Source organism: Tranquillimonas alkanivorans (assembly GCF_900115595.1).
Lineage (GTDB): Bacteria > Pseudomonadota > Alphaproteobacteria > Rhodobacterales > Rhodobacteraceae > Tranquillimonas > Tranquillimonas alkanivorans.
This window is the reverse complement of sequence record NZ_FOXA01000001.1, coordinates 281871-301311: the sequence shown is the minus strand read 5'-3', so window position 1 is coordinate 301311 and position 19441 is coordinate 281871. Positions and strand designations below refer to the sequence as shown.

Sequence of the window (19441 nt, the reverse complement as noted above, 5' to 3'; positions counted from 1 at the left end):
ACTCCTCCGTTCGTGTCAAAGCTGGGAGTCGGCAAGCGCGGCGTCAAGCAGCGGCGCGAGCCGCCGGCTCCAGGCGCGTTGCTCGGCCTCTTGCCGGATCAGGTCGTTCCTGAGTTCGATCAGCACGTTCGGCCGCCCGTGGGTCAGCGCGTGTCGGTCGATGGCGTCGCCGGGCAGGTGGCCGGTATAGGGCTGGTTGTCGCCCACGCACAGGTCGGCCTCGGCGTTCAGCCGCGCCAGCGTCGGCCGCGCCAGCCGGTCGTCGCCGGCATAAAGCACGGCGACCTGCCACGGCCGGGGCGGCCGGCCCTGAAGCTGCCGCGTGAACGAGTGGATCGACAGGATCACCGTGTCCTCGCGTCGCGCGGCCAGTTGTTCGAGTGCGGCGTGATAGGGGCGATAGCACAGCGCCTTGCGCCGTTCGACCTCGGCGGCATCGGCATGGCGGTTGGCGGGAACGATCGAGCCGTCGTAGAGCTTCATCACCAGCGTCGGGTCGTCCTCGCCCCGGTTGGGGTCGATCACCAGGCGCGAGAAGTTCGAGAGGATCGCGGGCGCGTCGAGCGCCTCGGCCAGCGCACTCGCCAGTCCGGCGGCGCCCACGTCGTAGGCGATGTGGCGGTGCATGTCCGCATCGCTCAGGCCGAGCGTACCGCCCGCGACCTCGTCCGGCACGGTGTTCGCGGCGTGGTCGCAGGTCACCAGCCAGCGCGACGGCCGGTCGCCGCCGATCACGAAGAAGGGTTGATACGCCATGACATCATCACATCCTTAACCCGGCCTGCTTATGGGAGAGGCCGGGAGAGTGCCAGTTGTCACCGGCCGGTATTTCCGCCACAAAGGCGCCGACCCTGCGTTAGCGCAAACCAGAACGAGGAGCGAGGCAGCATGAGACGCCTTCGCAACGTGAAGATCGTGGCGACCCTCGGGCCCGCCTCGAACAATTACGAGACGATCCGCGCTTTGTTCGAGGCCGGAGCCGACGTGTTCCGCCTGAACATGAGCCACGGCGACCACTCCGAGATCGAGGCGCGGCACGCCATCATCCGCAAGGTTGAAAACGACCTCGGCCGCCCGATCGCCATTCTCGCCGACCTTCAGGGGCCGAAGCTGCGCGTGGGCACATTCGCCGCCGGCGCGGCCGAACTGGAGGAGGGCCAGTCGTTCCGGCTGGACCTGAACGACGCCGAGGGCGACAACCACCGCGTGCTGCTTCCGCACCCCGAGATCTTCGCGGCGCTCGAGCCCGGCTCGACCCTGTTGGTCAACGACGGCAAAATTCGCCTGAAGGTGCGCGACTGCGGCGAAGACTTCGCCGAGTGCGAGGTGATGGTCGGCGGCACCATCTCGAACCGCAAGGGTGTCAACGTGCCCGACGTGGTCCTGCCCCTCGCCGCGCTGAGCGAGAAGGACCGCAAGGACCTGGAGTTCGTCTGCGAACTTGGCGTCGACTGGCTGGCGCTGAGCTTCGTGCAGCGGGCCGAGGACGTGATGGAGGCGCGTGAGTTGGCGCGCGGCCGCGCGAACATCCTGTCGAAGATCGAGAAGCCGGCCGCCGTGCGCAGCTTCGACGCCATTCTCGAGGCGAGCGACGGCATCATGGTCGCGCGCGGCGACCTGGGCGTGGAACTGCCGGTGCAGAACGTGCCGCCGATCCAGAAGCGGCTGGTCCGCAAGTGCCGCGCCTGCGCCAAGCCGGTGATCGTGGCCACGCAGATGCTCGAATCGATGATCGAGAGCCCGATGCCCACGCGGGCCGAGGTCTCGGACGTCGCCGCCGCCATCTACGAGGGCACCGACGCCGTGATGCTGTCGGCCGAAAGCGCCGCGGGCAACTACCCGGTCGAGGCGGTCAAGACGATGCACAACGTCGCGCTCGAGGTCGAAAGCGACACGACCTATCGCGACGTGCTCGACGCCAGCCGTGGCGGCCTGAAGGAAACGGTCGCCGACGCCATCGTCTCGGCCGCACGCGAAATCGCCGAAACGACCGACATCAAGGCGATCTGCTGCTTCACGCAGTCGGGCACCACCGCCCTGCTGGTGGCGCGAGAACGGCCGCACGTTCCGATCATCGCGCTCACCCCGCTGGTGCGCACGGCCCGTCAGCTGTGCCTGAGCTGGGGGATGCATTGCGTGATGACGGGCGAGCTCGACCGCTTCAAGATGGCCGTGGTCAACGCGGCCCGAGCCGCGAGGGCGGAAGGCTTCGCGACCGAGAAGGACCAGATCGTCGTCACTGCCGGCGTTCCGTTCAACACCGCGGGCACGACGAACATCCTGCGCGTGGCGCCTTGCGAGGAAAGATTGATCTTCAAGACCGATCCCGGTTAAGGTTTATCCACAGGGGGTGATCAATCTAGGGGCGAGGAATGCAGCCTGATCTTGCACTGGTCGTCGGCGGCGTGTGCCTCGCCCTCGCGATCCCGTCCGTCATCGCGGCCTTCACTGACTCGCGTCCTCCGCGGGCGGCAGCGATCCTGTTCGTGATCGGGGGCGGCTTCGTTGCATATGCAGTGAACACGAAGCCCGGCGGCTACACGTTCGAGGACGTGCCGGACGCCGTGGTGCGCGTGGTGGCGCAGTACACCCGCTAGACGGGGACTTGCCAGATCGTCCGCGGGCCTGTAAACGGCCCGCTCCTACGGCGCGACCGGCCGGGAGGCATGCCGAGTCGCGTATTCAACCGCTTCCAGAGGAGACGGAAATGCCCAAGATGAAGACCAAGTCGAGCGCCAAGAAGCGCTTCAAGGTGACGGCGACTGGGAAAGTCGTCGGCGGCCAGGCCGGCAAGCGGCACGGCATGATCAAGCGGACCAACAAGTTCATTCGCGACGCGCGGGGAACCCAGGTCCTGAGCGAGCCCGACCAGAAGCTCGCGAAATCCTACATGCCCTACGCCCGCTAAGGAGATCCGGACATGGCACGAGTCAAAGGCGGCACCACCACCCACGCCCGTCACAAGAAGGTCATCAAGGCGGCGAAAGGCTATTACGGCCGTCGCAAGAACGCCTTCCGCACCGCGACGCAGGCTGTCGACAAGGCGAACCAGTACGCCACGCGCGACCGCAAGAACCGCAAGCGCAATTTCCGGGCGCTCTGGATCCAGCGGATCAACGCCGCGGTCCGCGCCCACGATGAATCGCTGACCTATTCGCGCTTCATCAACGGTCTCGGCCTGGCCGGGATCGAGGTCGACCGCAAGGTCCTGGCCGACCTCGCCGTGCACGAGCCCGACGCCTTCGGCGCGATCGTGGACAAGGCGAAGGCCGCGCTGGCCTGAGCGATCCGCTCGACGTGATTTTGAAGCCGCGTGTCCTGCCGGACGCGCGGCTTTTTCATGTTCGCAACATCGCGCGCGTCTGAACCACGGGCTTCGACCCGGTACGCCCACTGATCGGTAGGGCAACCTGCGCCATGGGAGCGGGCGGGCTCTCTGCTTCCACCGCGCTTGCAGCGCTGCGTCGGAGAGGATAGCACCCTGCTCCGAAGACAGCCGGAGGCGCGCGATGGACGATCTGAGAGACAAGTACCTGGGACTGATCGCGGGAGCGTCCGACGAGTCAGGGCTCGAGGACATCCGCGTCCAGGCCGTCGGCAAGAAGGGCGAGGTCAGCCTGAAGATGCGCGAACTGGGGAAGATGACCCCGGACGAGCGCAAGGAGGCCGGCCCGAAGCTCAACGCGCTGAAGGACGAGATCAACTCGGCGCTGTCGGCCAAGAAAGAAGCGCTGGCCGACGCCGCGCTGGACGAGCGCCTGCGCGCGGAATGGCTGGACGTGACGCTGCCCTCGCGTCCGCGCCGGCAGGGCACCATCCATCCCGTCAGCCAGGTGACCGAGGAGGTCACTGCGATCTTCGCCGACATGGGCTTCACGGTCGCCGAGGGCCCGCAGATCGAGACCGACTGGCACAACTTCGACGCGCTCAACATCCCGTGGCACCATTCCAGCCGCGAAGAGATGGACACCTTCTACATGCATCGTGCCGAGGGCGACGAGCGCCCGCCGCACGTGCTGCGCACTCACACCTCGCCGGTGCAAATCCGCGCGATGCTGGGGCAGGGCGCGCCGCTGCGGGTGATCGCGCCGGGTCGTGTCTACCGCGCCGACTACGACCAGACGCACACGCCGATGTTCCATCAGGTCGAAGGGCTCGCGGTGGACCGCGACATCTCTATGGCGAACCTGAAGTGGGTGCTCGAGGAGTTCGTGCGCGCCTACTTCGAGGTCGACGACGTGGAGCTGCGCTTCCGCGCCTCGCACTTCCCGTTCACCGAGCCGTCGGCCGAGGTCGACATTCGCTGCTCGTGGGAGGGCGGTCAGCTCAAGGTGGGCGAGGGCGACGACTGGCTCGAGATCCTGGGCTCGGGCATGGTGCATCCGAAAGTGCTGCAGGCTGGCGGGATCGATCCCGACCAATGGCAGGGCTTCGCCTTCGGCATGGGCATCGACCGGATCGCGATGCTGAAATACGGCATTCCCGACCTGCGCGCCTTCTTCGACAGCGACCTGCGCTGGCTGCGCCATTACGGTTTCCGCGCGCTCGACGTCCCGACGCTGCACGGCGGACTGAGCGGGTAAAGCCGCGGTCCGATCGGTTCGGGAGGGAACCCGAAGCCGGGCCTCGCGCATTTCCGTCTCCTGAAATGTGAAGGAGACGGCGATGCAGTGGTTCAGGCAGGAAAACCGGGAAAAGAGCGACGATACCAGGCGGGTCTACGCGATGTACGAACTCGCCTATACCTGCGTCGACTTCGCCGCGGCGGCGTCGTTTCTGGTGGGCTCGATCCTCTTCTTCTGGAACAGCCTCGAGACAACGGCGATCTGGTTCTTCGTGGTGGGCTCGGCGCTGTTCGCGGCCAAGCCCACCATCCGGTTCGCGCGCGAGATCAAGCTCGCCTCGATGGGGGATGAGAAGGACCTCGCCAAGCGCTACGGCGGCTGATCAGTCGCGGGTGCGGTCGCGCATCGGCTCGGAGCGGGTGTAGCCGCGCAGGTGTCCCCGCTCGCCGGGGCTGCCGGGATCGCGCACGCCTCGCTGCCCTTCTGTGTAGGGCGGCGCGTCGGAGTGGCGGAAGGGGATGTACTCGGCCCCCGCGTACTCGGTGTCGAGCGCGTCGATATCGCGGGAGTCCTCGGGCCGGCGCATGATGTCCTTGATGCGGTCGAGGTCGGCGTTGTCCTCGACGTCCACCGACACGATGTAATCGCCGTTTTTCACCGCCTGCTGATAGGTGCGCGTGTCGTCCTCGGGCAGGTGAAGGTCGTGGATCTCCTGGTTATAGGGACCGACGTCGCGGCTCGAGCCCTCGGGCAGCCGGTCCTCGGTCTCGGGGATCATGTGGATATAGCCGCGCGGCACCCCCAGCGTATCAAGCTCGTTGCGGACAAGCGCGGCGGTCTGGTGTGTGCGATAGATCGCGGTCACGGCGCGTTGCATTGCGTTTTCTCCTGTTCGTCGTGAAGGGCCGCACGGGGGCGGCATCACCGGGTCAACCGGCGGGGCGAGCGGGCGGTTTCGCGGCCGCTGAAAATGTGATCACCGCGGATCGGGGAACAGCGGAGTGTCGCCGCAAGTTGACGGGAGGAAAGGCCTATCAACGGCGACAGGAGGACGACATGGCACAAGACCCGAAGAACTATCGCGACCCGAAGGTTACGGAAACACACGAAAAGAAGGGCTCGATGACGTGGCTGTGGATCACCATCGCGGTCATCGTGGTGTTGGCTGCGCTGGCCTGGATCTTCGGCTGGTTCGACGGCGATGAGCCGGTGGAAGCCGCCCAGGTTGCCCCGGTCGCGCCGGTGGAACTGCGACTGACCGCCTGACCCTGCTTGCCCGGACCGCAACGCGGTCCGGGCTGCATGCCGCGCCGGGGGCGGGCCGGACCCGTCGGCCCCTTCCCCCCTTCCGACACATGCGATAAGCACCGCCTGACCCGAGACGAGAGACAGGCGGACTGATGAAATTCACGCTTTCCTGGCTGAAGGAACACCTCGACACCACCGCCACCGTGGCCGAGATCACGGAGACGCTGACCGACCTCGGGCTCGAGGTCGAAGGGGTCGAGAATCCGGCTGAGCGTCTGTCGGACTTCACGCTCGGCTACGTCAAGAAGGCCGAGAAGCACCCCGACGCGGACAAGCTGAAGGTCTGCTTGGTCGAGACCGACGCGGGCGACCAGCAGATCATCTGCGGTGCGCCGAATGCGCGCGAAGGGATCACCGTTGTCGTCGCCAAGCCCGGCACCTACGTGCCCGGCATCGACACCACCATCCAGGTCGGCAAGATCCGCGGCGTCGAGAGCCACGGCATGATGTGTTCCGAACGCGAGATGGAGTTGTCGGAAGAGCACGACGGCATCATCGAACTGCCCTCGGGCGAGGTCGGCCAGCGCTTCACCGACTGGCTGGCTGAGAACGATCCAGCGAAGGTCGATCCCGTCATCGAGATCGCGATCACTCCGAACCGCCCGGATGCGCTGGGTGTGCGCGGCATCGCCCGCGACTTGGCCGCGCGCGGCGTCGGGACGCTGAAGCCGGCGAAGAGCGCCCGGATCAGCAGCGCTTTCCCGTCGCCCATCGGCGTCAGCATCGACTACGACACCCGCGACGGCTGCCCCGTCTTCTGCGGCCGCGTCATTCGCGGCGTGAAGAATGGTCCGTCGCCTCAGTGGCTGCAGGACCGGCTGAAGGCCATCGGCCTGCGCCCGATCTCGGCGCTGGTGGACATCACCAACTTCTTCACTTTCGACCGCGCCCGTCCTCTGCACGTCTTCGACGCCGACAAGGTCAAAGGCGGCCTGCGCGTGCACCTGGCCGAAGGCGGCGAAACGCTCGAGGCGCTGGACGAGAAGACGTACACGTTCCAGCCTGGCATGATGGTGATCTCGGACGCCAAGGGCCCGGAAAGCATCGCCGGCATCATGGGCGGCGAGGCGACGGGCTGCACCGAGGAGACGGTGAACGTCTTCCTGGAAAGCGCCTATTGGAATCCCGTCACGATCGCGCGCACCGGCCGGGCGCTGAAGGTCCACTCGGACGCGCGGTATAGGTTCGAGCGTGGCATCGACCCGGCCTTCACGCCCGAGGGGCTGGACCTGGCGACGCAGATGATCCTCGACATTTGCGGCGGCGAGGCGTCCGAGGCCGTGCAGGCGGGCGAGGTGCCGGACGTCGCCCGCGCCTACCGGCTGGACACCGACCGGGTGCAGTCGCTCGTTGGCATGGATATCCCGGCGAGCGAACAGCGCGCGACGCTTGAGGCACTTGGCTTCACGCTGGACGGCGACATGGCGCAGGTGCCGACCTGGCGTCCGGACGTGCAAGGCGAAGCCGACCTGGTGGAAGAGGTCGCGCGGGTGGCGTCTTTGACCAAGCTCGAGGGCAAGCCGATGCGCCGGCCGCAGGCGGGCGTGCCCAAGCCGGTGCTGACGCCCCTCCAGGTGCGCGAGCGTACCGCCCGCCGGACCTGCGCGGCGCTGGGCTATAACGAGTGCGTCACCTACTCGTTCATCGACCGGGCGGCGGCGGAGCTTTTCGGTGGCGGCAGCGATGCCGCCATGCTCGACAACCCGATCTCGTCCGAGATGAGCCACATGCGCCCGTCGCTGCTGCCGGGCCTTCTGCAGGCCGCGGCGCGCAACCAGGCGCGTGGCTTCGCGGACCTCGCGCTGTTCGAGGTCGGGCCGGTCTTCGAGGGCGGCGAGCCGGAAGAGCAGCAGATGCAGGTCTCGGGCCTGCTGGTCGGCCGCACCGGCCCGAAGGATCCGCACGGCGCGGCCCGCGCGGTCGATGTCTACGACGCCAAGGCCGATGTTGAGGCTGTGCTGTCGGCCATCGGCGCACCGGCCAAGGCGCAGATCCTGCGCACCGGCTCGGCGTGGTGGCATCCGGGGCGGCACGGCGTGATCTGCCTCGGCCCGAAGAAAGTACTGGGCGTGTTCGGCGAGTTGCACCCGAAGGTGCTGCGCGCGCTCGACGTGAAGGGCCCGGCGGTCGCCTTCACCGTCTGGCCGACCGAGGTGCCGCTGCCGCGCAAGGTGACGGCGACCCGGCCCGCGCTGGAGCTGAGCGACCTTCAGGCGGTCGAGCGCGACTTCGCCTTTGTCGTGGATGCCGATGTCGAGGCGCTGAACGTCGTCAACGCGGCGGCGGGTGCCGACAAGGCACTGATCGAAGAGGTGCGCGTCTTCGACCAGTTCGTCGGCGGCTCGGTTGGCGAGGGCAAGAAGTCGCTCGCCATCACGGTGCGGATGCAGCCGAAAGAGAAGACCCTGACCGACAAGGATATCGACGCCGTGTCGCAGAAGATCGTTCAGAAGGTCGGAAAGGCGACGGGCGGCGCGCTCAGGGGCTAACGGCGCGCCCGCCCGGTTCCTGGTGCATGCGGCCGTGGCCAAGGCCCGCCGCGCCGCTAGGTGCCAGGGGAGCAAGGAGAACCGACATGACACTCAAGGTCTATCTTTCCGGCGAAATCCACACCGACTGGCGCGAGCGGATCGTCGAGGGAGCGAAGGGGCTCGATGTCGCCTTCGAAAGCCCCGTGACCGACCACGCCGCGAGCGACGATTGCGGCGTGTCTATCCTGGGCGAAGAGCCGGACAAGTTCTGGCACGACAGCAAGGGCGCAAAGCTCAACGCCATCCGCACCCGGCGGGGGATCGAGCAGGCAGACATCGTCGTCGTGCGCTTCGGCGACAAGTACAAGCAGTGGAACGCGGCCTTCGACGCGGGCTACGCCGCCGCGCTGGGCAAGTCGCTGGTCGTGCTGCACCCGCAGGAACACCAGCACGCGCTCAAGGAAGTCGATGCGGCGGCGCAGGCCGTCGCCGAAACGCCCGAGCAGGTCGTCGACATCCTGCGCTATGTCCTGACGGGAGCGCTGCCCGGCCGTGCCGGCGCAGCCGCCGAGTGAGCGCCGCGCCGGTTTCCGGGGATCAGTCGCGGGCCGGAATGTCCAGGCCCCGCTGCACCGCCGGCCGCTCGAGGAACCGGTCCAGATAGGCGACCGTGCGCGGGTGGTCGGCCCAGCCGGTGACGTCGCGCGCGCCGTAGAAGTCGAGCGCGCGCAGCCACGGGGCGAGCGCGATGTCGGCGATGGAATAGTCGCCGGCAATCCAGTCGCGCCCGTCGTCCAGCGCCGTCTCGACCACGTTCAGCAGGCGCTTCGCCTCGTTCACGTAGCGCTCGCGCGGGCGCGGATCGTCGATCTCGGCCCCCTTGAACTTCCAGAAGAAGCCAAGCTGCCCGAACAGCGGCCCCACGCCGCCCATCTGGAACATCAGCCACTTGATGACGTGGTAGCGATCCGCGCCTTCCGGCATCAGGCGGCCCGTCTTGTCGGCCAGGTAGATCAGGATGGCGCCGGATTCGAACAGGCCGATGGGCTTTCCGTCCGGGCCGTCCGGATCGATCAGCGCCGGGATCTTGTTGTTGGGGTTGAGCGACAGGAAGGCATCGCTCTTCACGTCCTCGTCCGACAGCGACACCTTGTGCGGCTCGTAGGGCAGGCCGAGCTCCTCGAGCGCGATGGACGCCTTCACCCCGTTCGGCGTCGGGAACGAGTAAAGCTGGATCACCGACGGGTTCTGCGGCGGCCAGCGGCGGGTGATGGGGAAGTCGGACAGGTCGGACATGGTGCCTCCGGTGATTTCGGTCATGCCTGACGTAACGGGTCAAGCGCCGGAGGAAACCTCTGCCCGCGCGCCTTCCCAGCCGCCTGCTGTGCGCGTATGCAGAGGGCGGGACAATCGGAACGGGGAGCCAGGGACATGCTGAAGGAATTCAGGGAGTTCATCTCGCGCGGGAACGTCATGGACATGGCGGTCGGCATCATCGTCGGCGCGGCCTTCACGGCAATCGTGAACTCGGTGGTCAAGGACCTGATCAACCCGGTGATTGGCGTGATCATCGGCGGCATCGACTTCTCGAACTTCTTCATCGTCATGTCGGGAGACGGCGAATATGCCTCGTTGATCGAGGCGCGCGAGGCCGGGGCGGCGGTCTTCGCCTATGGCAGTTTCTTCATGGCGATCATCAACTTCCTGATCATCGCGCTTGTCGTGTTCCTGCTGGTCAAGCTGGTCAACCGCGTGAAGGAGGCCGCCGAGCGCAAGTCGCAGGAAGAGGCCACGCCCGCGGCGCCGGCCGGCCCGAGCGAGAAGGACATCCTCATCGAGATCCGGGACGCGCTGAAGGCTCGCTGAGTCGGGAGGTTGCCGCGCGCCCGGGGGAACCATATCTAATTCCAGATATTCAGATCGTATGCTGTGTCCTTGGGGAGGTGTATTGCCCCGGTTAACGAGTGGAACTGGAGGAGGAATGACGCTTCAGGAGGCGAAAGCCGAAGACACGCCCGACGTCGAGGTCGATCTGATGGTCGAGAATGCGACGCGGGCGTCCAACTTCCTCAAGGCGATCAGCCATGAGGGGCGTCTGATGATCCTGTGCCATCTTGCCACTGGCGAGAAGTCGGTATCGGAGCTTGAACGTCTACTGTCGGCGCGACAGGCGGCGGTGTCGCAGCAACTGTCGCGCCTCAGGCTCGAGGGGCTGGTGGTGCCGCGGCGGGAAGGCAAGACGATCTACTACAGCCTTGCCGACGACCGCCCGCGGCAGATCATGGACGTTCTTTACGACATGTTCTGCAGTACCGGCGCCGCCTGAAGAGGCCGCGTCACCGCTTCAACGCCAGTCGGGGCGACAGCACGTCGATACCCAGCGCCCGACCCACAGCGTGATACGTCAGCTGCCCCGCATGGACGTTCAGGCCGTTCAGCAGGTTCGGGTCGTCCTCGCACGCCTGGCGCCAGCCCTTGTCGGCCAGTTCCAGCATGAACGGCATGGTCGCGTTGCCCAGGGCCAGCGTCGACGTCCGGGCCACCGCGCCTGGCATGTTCGCGACGCAGTAATGCATGATCCCGTCGACCTCGTAGATCGGGTCCTCGTGCGTGGTCGGGCGCGAGGTCTCGAAACAGCCGCCCTGATCGATCGCCACGTCCACGATCGCGGCGCCCGGCTTCATCTCGGACAGTTGCGCCCGGCTCACCAACTTGGGCGCGGCCGCGCCAGGGATGAGCACAGCACCCACGACCATGTCGGCCTGTGCCACCATCTCGGCCGTGTTCCCCGCGCTGGCATAGCGCGTGCGGAACACGCCGCCGAAAACGTCGTCCAGGTAGCGCATCCGAGGCAGCGATTTGTCGAGCACGGTGACCTCCGCACCCATGCCGGCTGCGACCCGCGCCGCATGCGTGCCGACCACGCCGCCGCCGATCACCACCACCTGTGCCGGCCCTACGCCCGGAACGCCCCCCATCAGGACGCCACGTCCGCCGTTCGCCTTCTGCAACGTCCAGGCACCCATCTGGGGGGCGAGCTTCCCGGCCACTTCCGACATCGGGGCCAGCAGCGGCAGGCCGCCCCGGTCGTCGGTCACCGTCTCGTATGCGATGCACGTTGCGCCCGACTCCATCAGGTCGCGTGTCTGCTCCGGGTCCGGGGCGAGGTGCAGGTACGTGAACAGTACCTGGCCCTCGCGCAGCATGCGGCGCTCGACCGGCTGCGGCTCCTTCACCTTCACGATCATCTCCGCGTCGGCGAAGACCTCTTCCGCCGTCGCCGCGACCCGTGCGCCGGCGGCCTCGTAATCCACGTCGGGAAAGCCGGCGCCGGCGCCGGCTTCCGTCTCGACGATCACCTCGTGGCCATGCGCCGCCGCCTCCCGTGCTGCATTCGGTGTCAGGCCGACCCTGTACTCCTGCGGCTTGATCTCTCTCGGGCAACCGATCTTCATGATGTCCTCCTTCCCTTTCCATCAGCTTAACGCGGGAGGAGGGAAAACGGTTGAAACCTTGCCGTGCGATTGCGAGGTTGTTGCGAAGGATCGTGCGCAACCCGGCCACTTTCGTGAGAGGATCTTGCATGCAATCCGACCTCGACGCCATTGATCGCCGCATTCTGTCGGTGCTGCAGCGACGCGGCCGGATCTCCAATGCCGAGCTATCGGAAGAGGTGAACCTGTCCGCGTCGGCCTGTCACCGGCGGGTGCAGCGGCTCGAGAAAGAGGGGATCATCTCGGGATACGTCGCCTTGCTCGACGCTCGCTCGCTGGGCCGTCCGACGATTGTTTTCGTAGAGATCACGTTGTCGACGCAGGCGGACGAGGTGCTCGATGCGTTCGAGCGAGAGGTCGCGCGGATTCCCGATGTGCTCGAATGCCATTTGATGGCGGGCGCGGCCGATTACCTGCTCAAGATCGTGGCGGCCGACACCGAGGACTTCGCACGCATCCACCGCCGACACCTCGCGCGATTGCCGGGGGTGGCACAGATGCAATCCTCTTTCGCGCTGCGGACGGTGCGTGCGACGACGGCTTTGCCGGTCTGACGTTCAATTCTTCTTAAGCGCTCCGCACTAGACCGTTCGGGACTCGAGCGGAGGTGACATGCGAATCGCGGTCTGGCTGATTTTTCTGTGCGGCGGTGCCCTGGCGCCCGTAGCGGGTGCCGTGGCGCAGGCGCCGCGCTCGGGCAACGGGCCGGTGCTTGCCGTCTTCCTGCCCTGGCAGGATGCTGCCGCCCGCGTCGCGGCGGCCGGCGGCGCCATTGTCGGCCCGCGCGAGGCGCTGCTGGGGGTGCTCGCTGCCGGGCCATCCGGTTTTCCGGCTCGGCTCGAGGGTGAAGGGGCGCTGACTGTGCTGGATGCGCGCGCGCTCGACTGGATCTGCGGGGGATGAAGATGGAAACGCAAATGACCCGGGAAGAGATGCAGGCAGCGGCGGCAAGACGCCTCGCGCTCGCGACATGGGGCCTGGTGCCTGTGGTGTCGGCGGTGGCGACCTGGACAGGCGCGTCACTCGTCGTGGCCCCGCTGATCGCGTTCATCTTCGCAGGACTTGGGCAGATCGCGCTGATGCAGGGCGGCGACATCGCGCGCCTCGGCGTGTCCCAGGGCCTTGTCGGACAGGCGATTGCCGTCACGGCGGCTCTGTCGGGGCATCCGTGGCAGTTGGACAGTCATATGCTGTTCTTCGCGCTTCTCGCAACGCTGGTCGCGCTGATCGACATCCGCGCAATCCTCATGGCCGCCGGCACCATCGCAGTCCACCACCTGGTGCTCAGCGTGGCGATGCCTCAGTTGATCTACCCGGCGGCAAGCCTGGTGGATAATGTCGAGCGGGCGGTGCTGCACGGAGTAATCGTGGTGGTTGAGACCATTGCCTTGGTGCTCGCCGTCTCTGTCAGGCTGCAGGCGGACGCCCAGAGCGAAACGCAGAAGCAGGAACTCGCGGCCGCCTCCAGCCGGGCCGAGCAGGCGCGAGAGAGCGCTGAGGCGGCGCAGACGGCGGCGCTTGAACAGAAGACAATGGCCGAGTCGGCGCGCGAGACGGCGGAAGCCGCACGGCGCGAGGCCGAGGCAGAGAAAGCCCGTGCCGTGGAGGCCGAACGCGCTGCTCGAGAGACCGAGGCGGACCGCACTGCGCAACGAGAGGCCGAGGAGCGGCGCCGTGAGGCTGTGGTCGACGCGCTCCGCCGGGCACTGGGGCGGCTGGCGGACGGGGACCTGAGCGTCAGCCTTGGCGACGACCTGCCCGAGGAGTACGAAGCGCTGCGCCGGGACTTCAACGACGCCGTCGCCAGGCTGAACCACGCGCTGTCGACCGTTACCGCCCGGGCGGGCGACATCAACCGGGGCTCGTCCGAGATCGCCGCGGCGGCGCAGGACATGTCGGAGCGGACGGAGAAACAAGCGGCGACCTTGGCGCAGACAGCGTCGTCCGTGGAAAACCTCACGCAGATGGCGAAGTCGTCCGCCGAGGCGGCGGGTGAGGCGGCTCGGTCGGCTGCCTCGGCCAAGGAAGAGGCCGGACGATCGGGCGAGATCGTGCAGGAGGCGGTCGCGGCGATGGGTCGGATCGAGGAAGGCTCAAGCCAGATCGCGCGGATCAACGGCGTGATCGAGGACATCGCCTTCCAGACCAACCTCCTTGCCCTGAATGCGGGGGTCGAGGCCGCACGGGCCGGCGAGGCCGGACAGGGTTTCGCCGTAGTGGCTTCGGAAGTGCGGGCGCTGGCGCAGCGCGCGGCCGAAGCCGCGCGGGAAATCGGCGACCTGATTCGGGAAAGCGGGTCGCAGGTCTCGATCGGGGTCGACCTCGTGAACCGGGCGGGTGCGACGCTGGACGGCATCGTCGGCGCGGCGAACGATATCTCGCACAAGGTCGCGGAAATCGCCGAATCTGCCTCCAGCCAGTCCCGCGGGTTCTCGGAGATCTCGGTCGCCGTGAACGAGTTGGACGAGGTTACGCAGCGAAATGCCGCCATGTTCGAGGAAACGACCGCCGCCACAATGTCGTTGTCGCAGACGGCGGACGACCTGAAGGACGCGATGGCCGCTTTCCGCACGCGCGAGGCCGAGAGGTTCAGCCTGGCGGCGGAGTGACAGGAGTAGGACACGGAGCGGCGACCGGCGGCGGCAGCGCCCTATGCTCTGCCGCGCCGCTGTCCGATAAAGCGTCGGTCGCCGGACAATCCGAAGGACGAGTCGACGTCGCGCCGGCGGAGAGCCGTCGGATTGGAGACAACCGCCAGCCTCGTCTCGTCCTATCGTCGACCGGCGCCGCCGTTCATCGGTAGCGCAAAGGTTGCCGATGCCGGTTTATCCTTCCGCGACCCCTCCGCCAAAAAAGACAAACCCCCGAAGCCGTGGGCCCGGGGGTCGCCAGTTCGGCGGCCGGAGCCGCCCAGTGTTCGGGTGCTTCAGAGAAGCCCTTCGCGCTGCGCCTTCTTGCGCGCGAGCTTGCGGGCACGGCGAATGGCCTCGGCCTTTTCGCGCGCGCGCTTCTCGGACGGCTTCTCGAAATGTTGCCGAAGCTTCATCTCGCGGAAGACGCCCTCACGCTGCAGCTTCTTCTTCAGGGCTCGAAGCGCCTGATCGACATTGTTGTCGCGAACGCTGACCTGCATGTGGTTGTCACCACCTTTCTAAGTTAGGGTTTCGAAAATTCGCAGGAGCTGGCCGTATAGCAAAGCGCGCCTAGCTTGTCCACCGCGTTGAATTGACACGGGAGCCCGCCATGATCGACCCGAACGACCCGCGAGACGCTATCCTGGACGCCGCGCTCGTCCACGTGCCCTTCGACGGCTGGAGCGAGGCGACGCTGAGGGCGGCGGCGAAGGACGCCGGCATAGAACTGGCCGAGGCTCATGCGCTGTTCCCGCGCGGGGCCGTCGACCTGGCGCTGGCCTTCCACCGTCGCGGCGACGAGGCGATGACCAAGCGCCTCAAGTCCGAGCCTCTGGACGACCTGCGCTTCCGGGACAAGGTGGCGCGCGCCGTGCGGACGCGGCTGGAAGTCATCGAGGACCGGGAGGCGGTGCGCCGGGGCGCGACGCTGTTCGCGTTACCGCAACACTCCGCCGACGGCGCGAAGGCGCTGTGGGAGACGGCGGACGCCATCTGGACGGCGCTGGGCGACCCGTCGGACGACATCAACTGGTACACCAAGCGCGCGACGCTCTCGGGCGTCTACGGCGCGACGGTGCTGTACTGGCTGGGGGACGAGACGCCGGAGCATCACGAGACGTGGGAATTCCTCGACCGCCGGATCGAGGACGTGATGCGGATCGAGAAGGCGAAGAAGACGGTCAACGAAAACCGCCTTCTGCGCACTCTTTTCGCCGGCCCGAACTGGGCGCTAAGCAAGGTGCGGGCGCCGTCGCGCATGCCCCGGATGGACCTGCCGGGCCGTTGGGCGGGGCCGAGCGAGTAACCACAGGAGCTTTCATGACCCTTCCCGACCAAATGACCGCCGTCGAGATCAGCGACTCCGGCGGGCCCGACGTGCTGCGGCCCGTTCGCCGCGAGGTGCCGCGCCCGGCGCACGGACAGATCCTGATCCGCGTTGCTTGGGCGGGGGTGAACCGGCCGGACGCGTTGCAGCGGGCGGGGGCCTATGCCCCGCCGCCGGGGGCGAGCGATCTGCCGGGGCTGGAAGCGGCGGGTACGGTCGCGGCGGTCGGGCCGGGCGTGACCGAGTGGGCCGAGGGGGACGCGGTGTGTGCGCTGTTGCCCGGCGGCGGCTATGCCGAGTACGTGACGACGCCCGCGGCGCACGCCCTGCCGGTGCCGAAGGCGCTGGGGCTGAAGGAAGCCGCCTGCCTGCCCGAAACCTTCTTCACCGTCTGGTCCAATGTGTTCATGCGCGGCGGCCTGACGGCGGGCGAACGGTTCCTCGTCCATGGCGGATCGTCCGGCATCGGCACGACGGCAATTCAGCTGGCGCGGGCCTTCGGCGCGCGCGTCTTCGCCACCGCCGGGTCGGGCGGCAAATGCGACGCCTGCCGGGAACTGGGCGCGGAGCGGGCGATCAACTACCGCGAAGAGGACTTTGTCGAGGTGCTCAAGGCCGAGGGCGGAGCCGATCTGATCCTCGACATGGTCGGCGGGCCGTACATCCCGCGCAACGTCAAGGCGCTGGCGAACGACGGGCGGCTGGTGCAAATCGCCTTCCTCGGGGGGCGCTCGGCCGAGCTGAACTTCGGCGAGGTCATGGCCCGGCGGCTCACCATCACCGGCTCGACCCTGAGGCCGCAGTCGGACGCCGCCAAGGCCCGGATCGCGGGCGAGCTGCGCGAGCACGTCTGGCCACTGGTCGATGCCGGGCGCGTGGCGCCGGTGATGGACTCGCACTTCCCGCTCGAGGATGCGGCGAAGGCGCATGCGCGCATGGAAAGCTCCGCTCATATCGGGAAGATCGTGCTTGAAGTGGCGGGCGGCTGAGAGCCGCCGGGCGTCGGGGCGGGCGGGAACCCCCGCCCGCGGCGTCACGTTCGTCGGGAGGGATGCCAGAGGAGGACCTTCCCATGACGCGATTTTTTCTGACAGCCGCAGTCGCGCTCGCCCCGGCGCTGCCGGCGCTGGCGCAGGACGGGACGACATTGCAGGTCGCCGAGAGCGAGGCGTTCGGCAGCTATCTGACCAACGGCGAGGGCGCGCCACTCTATGCCTTCACCGCCGACACGCAGGGCACGGCCGACGCCGCGCCGGTGATTTCGTGCAACCCCGACTGCCTGCAGGCCTGGCCGCTGGTCACCGGCGATGCGCCGGAGGCGGGCGAGGGCGTCGATGCCTCGATGATCGGAACGATGGATCACGAGGGGCAGAGCGTCGTCACCTATAACGGCTGGCCGCTTTACACCTTCACGCAGGACCAGGGCTCGGACACGCCGCAGGGGCAGGATATCGAGAGCTTCGGCGGCGAATGGTACCTCGTCGGTCCCGACGGAACCATCGTCGAGGAGCACGATGCCTGAGCCCCGACGACCTCGCCGCGCCGGCCCACGGCGCGGCCCATCCTGAACCCGGAGAACCGCATGTTGCGCATCGTCTCGACGGTCGCCGCCGCCTTCACAGTGACCGCCGCCACCGCCCAGGAGCTTCCGGAGCTTGAGCAGGACGCGGGCTCCATCCCCATCGGCGTTATCGCCTCCGACGAGTTCGGCCCGTACCTGACGGACAATGTCGGCCACCCGCTCTACGTCTTTTCGGCGGACGAGCTGGTCGATGACGGCATCGCCTGCGTCGGAGAGTGCGAAGAGGATTGGCCGCCGGTGGTGGGTCTGTCGGCCAACCCGGTGGAGGAACTGGACGCCTCCGACTTCGGCACGGTGCAGGACCGGACCGACATGGTGATCACCTACGAGGGCTGGCCGCTGTACCGCTTCGTCGAGGACCAGTACGACGAGACGCCGCAGGGCCACGGGGTCGAGGCGTACGGTGGCACCTGGGCTCTGGCGCGGCCCGTCGCGTTCGAGTGATCGTCGTCAGGGGATCGGCGCCATCAGCGCGTCGGTCATCCCGCAGTCGCGGATCACGTCCTCCCCGCAGCGCCGCGGCTCGAGGTCCCGCGTCAGGCACAGGCGCGCCTCCTGGATCCGGCCCTCCCGGCAGGTGATCGTCAGCATGTCGGGGGTGAGCGCGGGGTTCACTTCCAGGAACCCCTCTTCCACGACGGACGCCGGGAGCCGCACGGGGCCGTCCAGCGCGCGGAAGACCGGCGGCTTGCGGACGGAGTCGTATGCGGAGCGGGCAGTGTCGAAATAGGCGTCGGCGGACAGGCCGGTGCAGCGGCCGTGCTTCTTCCACTGGTACCATGCGAGCCCGGCGGTGCCCATGACGTCGGCCATTTCTGCCGTGCGGGCGCGCGGCGGGTCGGCGGCATCGGTCGGGCAGTAGGACGGCCAGCCGCGGTCGTATTGCGGCCAGAGCCCGTGCAGGATCCATCCGTTGTCGGCCTCGTCCGCGCATTGCGGAGAGCCGCGCGCGTGGCCTTCAAGCGCGCACCAGGTCGGTGACCACGACAGGGCAAGCACGTAATAGTCGAACGCACCCGCGCGCTCGCCTTCGGCCCAAACGGCCCAAGGCCACAGGATGAGAAGGGCCAAAAGGCGCATTTTCTCTTTTCTCCGCGGGGCAGGATCACTATATCAGGCTCAACTTCCCCGAAAACGAGGTAAGGGTCCAGCCGGACCGGCCGTTTTCCCGGCCACGGAACTCGTATGTGGAAGGCTGCCCGGGAAGATCGTTCGAAGGAGACCGACGCGATGAACAAACCATTGATGGCCAAGGCCACTGCCGTCTGGCTGGTGGACAACACCACGCTCACCTTCAAGCAGATTGCCGATTTCTGCGGGATGCACGAGCTTGAGGTGCAGGGCATCGCGGACGGCGACGTGGCCGCCGGTGTGAAGGGTTTCGACCCGGTCGCGAACAACCAGCTGACCCAGGCCGAGATCAACAAGGCCGAGACCGACCCGCTTCACAAGCTGAAGCTCAAGTTCAACCCGGCCTCGCTGGGCGAGGAAAAGCGGCGTGGTCCGCGCTATACCCCGCTGTCGAAGCGGCAGGACCGCCCGGCGGCGATCCTCTGGCTGGTCAAGTTCCACCCCGAACTGGCCGACGCGCAGATCTCGAAGCTGGTGGGCACGACCAAGCCGACCATCCAGTCGATCCGCGAGCGGACGCACTGGAACATCCAGAACATCCAGCCGATCGACCCGGTGGCGCTGGGCCTGTGCAAGCAGTCCGAGCTGGACGCCGCGGTGCAGAAGGCTGCCGCGAAGAAGGCGCGCGAGGGCGCGGTGATGTCCGACGACGAACGGCGCAAGCTGGTCTCGACCGAGCAGAGCCTCGAGATGGAGGCCGAGCCGCGCATGCCGACGGCGATTTCCGGGCTCGAGACGTTCTCGCTTTCGGATTCGGGCGAGGAGCTGAGGGAAGACGAGGACGAGGGCGAGGTGCCCGACGCCGACAGCTTCTTCAACCTGCCGAAGGACGCGCCGGACGACGAGGACGAGCAGCCGTAAGCCGCCTGGTCGCCTCAGTAATAAAGAAGCGCCCGCTCTGGATGAAGCGGGCGTTTTTCGTTCCGGCGG

25 protein-coding genes are annotated in these 19441 nt (G+C 67.4%); 19 read left to right on the top strand and 6 right to left on the bottom strand.

Annotated features, from left to right (window positions below; all coding sequences use genetic code 11):
- Window positions 1–15: 15 nt before the first annotated feature.
- The gene (locus tag BM162_RS01515) at window positions 16–756 is read right to left on the bottom strand and encodes an N-formylglutamate amidohydrolase (protein ID WP_093416736.1); all 741 of its coding nucleotides are present in this window, start codon (window positions 754–756) and stop codon (window positions 16–18) included.
- Window positions 757–888: 132 nt separating this feature from the next.
- On the opposite strand from BM162_RS01515, the gene pyk reads away from it, so the two are divergent.
- From pyk to BM162_RS01485, 6 genes are all read left to right on the top strand, one after another.
- The gene (gene pyk, locus BM162_RS01510) at window positions 889–2334 is read left to right on the top strand and encodes a pyruvate kinase (protein ID WP_093416734.1); all 1446 of its coding nucleotides are present in this window, start codon (window positions 889–891) and stop codon (window positions 2332–2334) included.
- Window positions 2335–2372: 38 nt separating this feature from the next.
- Window positions 2373–2597, top strand: coding sequence for a hypothetical protein (locus BM162_RS01505; protein WP_093416731.1), 225 nt, complete (start codon window positions 2373–2375; stop codon window positions 2595–2597).
- A gap of 110 nt (window positions 2598–2707) precedes the next feature.
- Complete coding sequence (gene rpmI, locus BM162_RS01500; protein ID WP_093416729.1) at window positions 2708–2908, top strand: 50S ribosomal protein L35; 201 nt, start codon at window positions 2708–2710, stop codon at window positions 2906–2908.
- A gap of 12 nt (window positions 2909–2920) precedes the next feature.
- Window positions 2921–3283, top strand: coding sequence for a 50S ribosomal protein L20 (rplT, locus tag BM162_RS01495; RefSeq protein WP_093416726.1), 363 nt, complete (start codon window positions 2921–2923; stop codon window positions 3281–3283).
- Window positions 3284–3509: 226 nt separating this feature from the next.
- Complete coding sequence (gene pheS / locus BM162_RS01490; protein WP_093416724.1) at window positions 3510–4583, top strand: phenylalanine--tRNA ligase subunit alpha; 1074 nt, start codon at window positions 3510–3512, stop codon at window positions 4581–4583.
- Window positions 4584–4665: 82 nt separating this feature from the next.
- The gene (locus BM162_RS01485) at window positions 4666–4947 is read left to right on the top strand and encodes a YrhK family protein (protein ID WP_093416721.1); all 282 of its coding nucleotides are present in this window, start codon (window positions 4666–4668) and stop codon (window positions 4945–4947) included.
- On the opposite strand, the gene BM162_RS01480 is transcribed toward BM162_RS01485, so the two are convergent.
- Complete coding sequence (locus tag BM162_RS01480) at window positions 4948–5442, bottom strand: hypothetical protein (RefSeq protein WP_093416719.1); 495 nt, start codon at window positions 5440–5442, stop codon at window positions 4948–4950.
- A 179-nt stretch (window positions 5443–5621) separates the two neighbouring features.
- On the opposite strand from BM162_RS01480, the gene BM162_RS01475 reads away from it, so the two are divergent.
- The 3 genes from BM162_RS01475 to BM162_RS01465 all read left to right on the top strand — a co-directional run bounded on the left by BM162_RS01475 (window position 5622) and on the right by BM162_RS01465 (window position 8919).
- Window positions 5622–5831 (top strand): hypothetical protein, encoded by a 210-nt coding sequence (locus BM162_RS01475; protein ID WP_093416716.1) that lies wholly within the window; start codon window positions 5622–5624, stop codon window positions 5829–5831.
- A 134-nt stretch (window positions 5832–5965) separates the two neighbouring features.
- Window positions 5966–8362 (top strand): phenylalanine--tRNA ligase subunit beta, encoded by a 2397-nt coding sequence (gene pheT, locus BM162_RS01470; protein WP_093416713.1) that lies wholly within the window; start codon window positions 5966–5968, stop codon window positions 8360–8362.
- A gap of 86 nt (window positions 8363–8448) precedes the next feature.
- Complete coding sequence (locus BM162_RS01465; RefSeq protein ID WP_093416711.1) at window positions 8449–8919, top strand: YtoQ family protein; 471 nt, start codon at window positions 8449–8451, stop codon at window positions 8917–8919.
- A 22-nt stretch (window positions 8920–8941) separates the two neighbouring features.
- Here the strand turns inward: BM162_RS01465 and BM162_RS01460 are convergent, their stop codons facing one another.
- Window positions 8942–9640, bottom strand: coding sequence for a glutathione S-transferase family protein (locus tag BM162_RS01460; protein WP_093417759.1), 699 nt, complete (start codon window positions 9638–9640; stop codon window positions 8942–8944).
- Between the two features lie 135 nt (window positions 9641–9775).
- Between BM162_RS01460 and mscL the strand changes: the two genes are divergently transcribed.
- Complete coding sequence (gene mscL / locus BM162_RS01455) at window positions 9776–10210, top strand: large conductance mechanosensitive channel protein MscL (protein ID WP_093416708.1); 435 nt, start codon at window positions 9776–9778, stop codon at window positions 10208–10210.
- Window positions 10211–10325: 115 nt separating this feature from the next.
- Window positions 10326–10670: an ArsR/SmtB family transcription factor gene (locus tag BM162_RS01450; RefSeq protein ID WP_093416706.1), complete on the top strand. Its 345-nt coding sequence runs from the start codon at window positions 10326–10328 to the stop codon at window positions 10668–10670.
- Window positions 10671–10680: 10 nt separating this feature from the next.
- Here BM162_RS01450 and ald read toward each other — a convergent pair whose 3' ends face one another.
- The gene (gene ald, locus BM162_RS01445; RefSeq protein WP_093416703.1) at window positions 10681–11799 is read right to left on the bottom strand and encodes an alanine dehydrogenase; all 1119 of its coding nucleotides are present in this window, start codon (window positions 11797–11799) and stop codon (window positions 10681–10683) included.
- 128 nt (window positions 11800–11927) lie between these two features.
- Between ald and BM162_RS01440 the strand changes: the two genes are divergently transcribed.
- The 3 genes from BM162_RS01440 to BM162_RS01430 are packed head-to-tail and all read left to right on the top strand — an operon-like array spanning window position 11928 to window position 14447.
- A complete protein-coding gene (locus tag BM162_RS01440; protein WP_093416701.1) occupies window positions 11928–12392 on the top strand; it encodes an Lrp/AsnC family transcriptional regulator in 465 nt (154 codons plus the stop codon).
- A 58-nt stretch (window positions 12393–12450) separates the two neighbouring features.
- On the top strand, window positions 12451–12741 hold the full coding sequence (locus BM162_RS01435; RefSeq protein ID WP_093416698.1) for a hypothetical protein: 291 nt from the start codon (window positions 12451–12453) through the stop codon (window positions 12739–12741).
- Between the two features lie 14 nt (window positions 12742–12755).
- A complete protein-coding gene (locus BM162_RS01430) occupies window positions 12756–14447 on the top strand; it encodes a methyl-accepting chemotaxis protein (RefSeq protein ID WP_143096093.1) in 1692 nt (563 codons plus the stop codon).
- Window positions 14448–14764: 317 nt separating this feature from the next.
- Here the strand turns inward: BM162_RS01430 and rpsU are convergent, their stop codons facing one another.
- Complete coding sequence (gene rpsU / locus BM162_RS01425; RefSeq protein WP_057812606.1) at window positions 14765–14971, bottom strand: 30S ribosomal protein S21; 207 nt, start codon at window positions 14969–14971, stop codon at window positions 14765–14767.
- 110 nt (window positions 14972–15081) lie between these two features.
- Between rpsU and BM162_RS01420 the strand changes: the two genes are divergently transcribed.
- The 4 genes from BM162_RS01420 to BM162_RS01405 all read left to right on the top strand — a co-directional run bounded on the left by BM162_RS01420 (window position 15082) and on the right by BM162_RS01405 (window position 17824).
- Complete coding sequence (locus BM162_RS01420) at window positions 15082–15777, top strand: COQ9 family protein (protein ID WP_093416693.1); 696 nt, start codon at window positions 15082–15084, stop codon at window positions 15775–15777.
- Window positions 15778–15791: 14 nt separating this feature from the next.
- On the top strand, window positions 15792–16787 hold the full coding sequence (locus BM162_RS01415) for an NAD(P)H-quinone oxidoreductase (protein ID WP_093416691.1): 996 nt from the start codon (window positions 15792–15794) through the stop codon (window positions 16785–16787).
- A gap of 83 nt (window positions 16788–16870) precedes the next feature.
- Window positions 16871–17320 carry a COG4315 family predicted lipoprotein gene (locus BM162_RS01410; RefSeq protein ID WP_177215006.1) on the top strand — a complete coding sequence of 150 codons (450 nt, stop codon included), beginning with the start codon at window positions 16871–16873 and terminating at the stop codon, window positions 17318–17320.
- Between the two features lie 60 nt (window positions 17321–17380).
- Window positions 17381–17824, top strand: coding sequence for a COG4315 family predicted lipoprotein (locus BM162_RS01405; protein ID WP_093416686.1), 444 nt, complete (start codon window positions 17381–17383; stop codon window positions 17822–17824).
- Window positions 17825–17830: 6 nt separating this feature from the next.
- Here BM162_RS01405 and BM162_RS01400 read toward each other — a convergent pair whose 3' ends face one another.
- Window positions 17831–18460, bottom strand: a complete 630-nt coding sequence (locus BM162_RS01400; RefSeq protein WP_093416683.1) for a ribonuclease T2 family protein — start codon at window positions 18458–18460, stop codon at window positions 17831–17833.
- A 150-nt stretch (window positions 18461–18610) separates the two neighbouring features.
- On the opposite strand from BM162_RS01400, the gene BM162_RS01395 reads away from it, so the two are divergent.
- A complete protein-coding gene (locus BM162_RS01395; RefSeq protein WP_093417756.1) occupies window positions 18611–19372 on the top strand; it encodes a DUF1013 domain-containing protein in 762 nt (253 codons plus the stop codon).
- Window positions 19373–19441 lie beyond the last annotated feature (69 nt).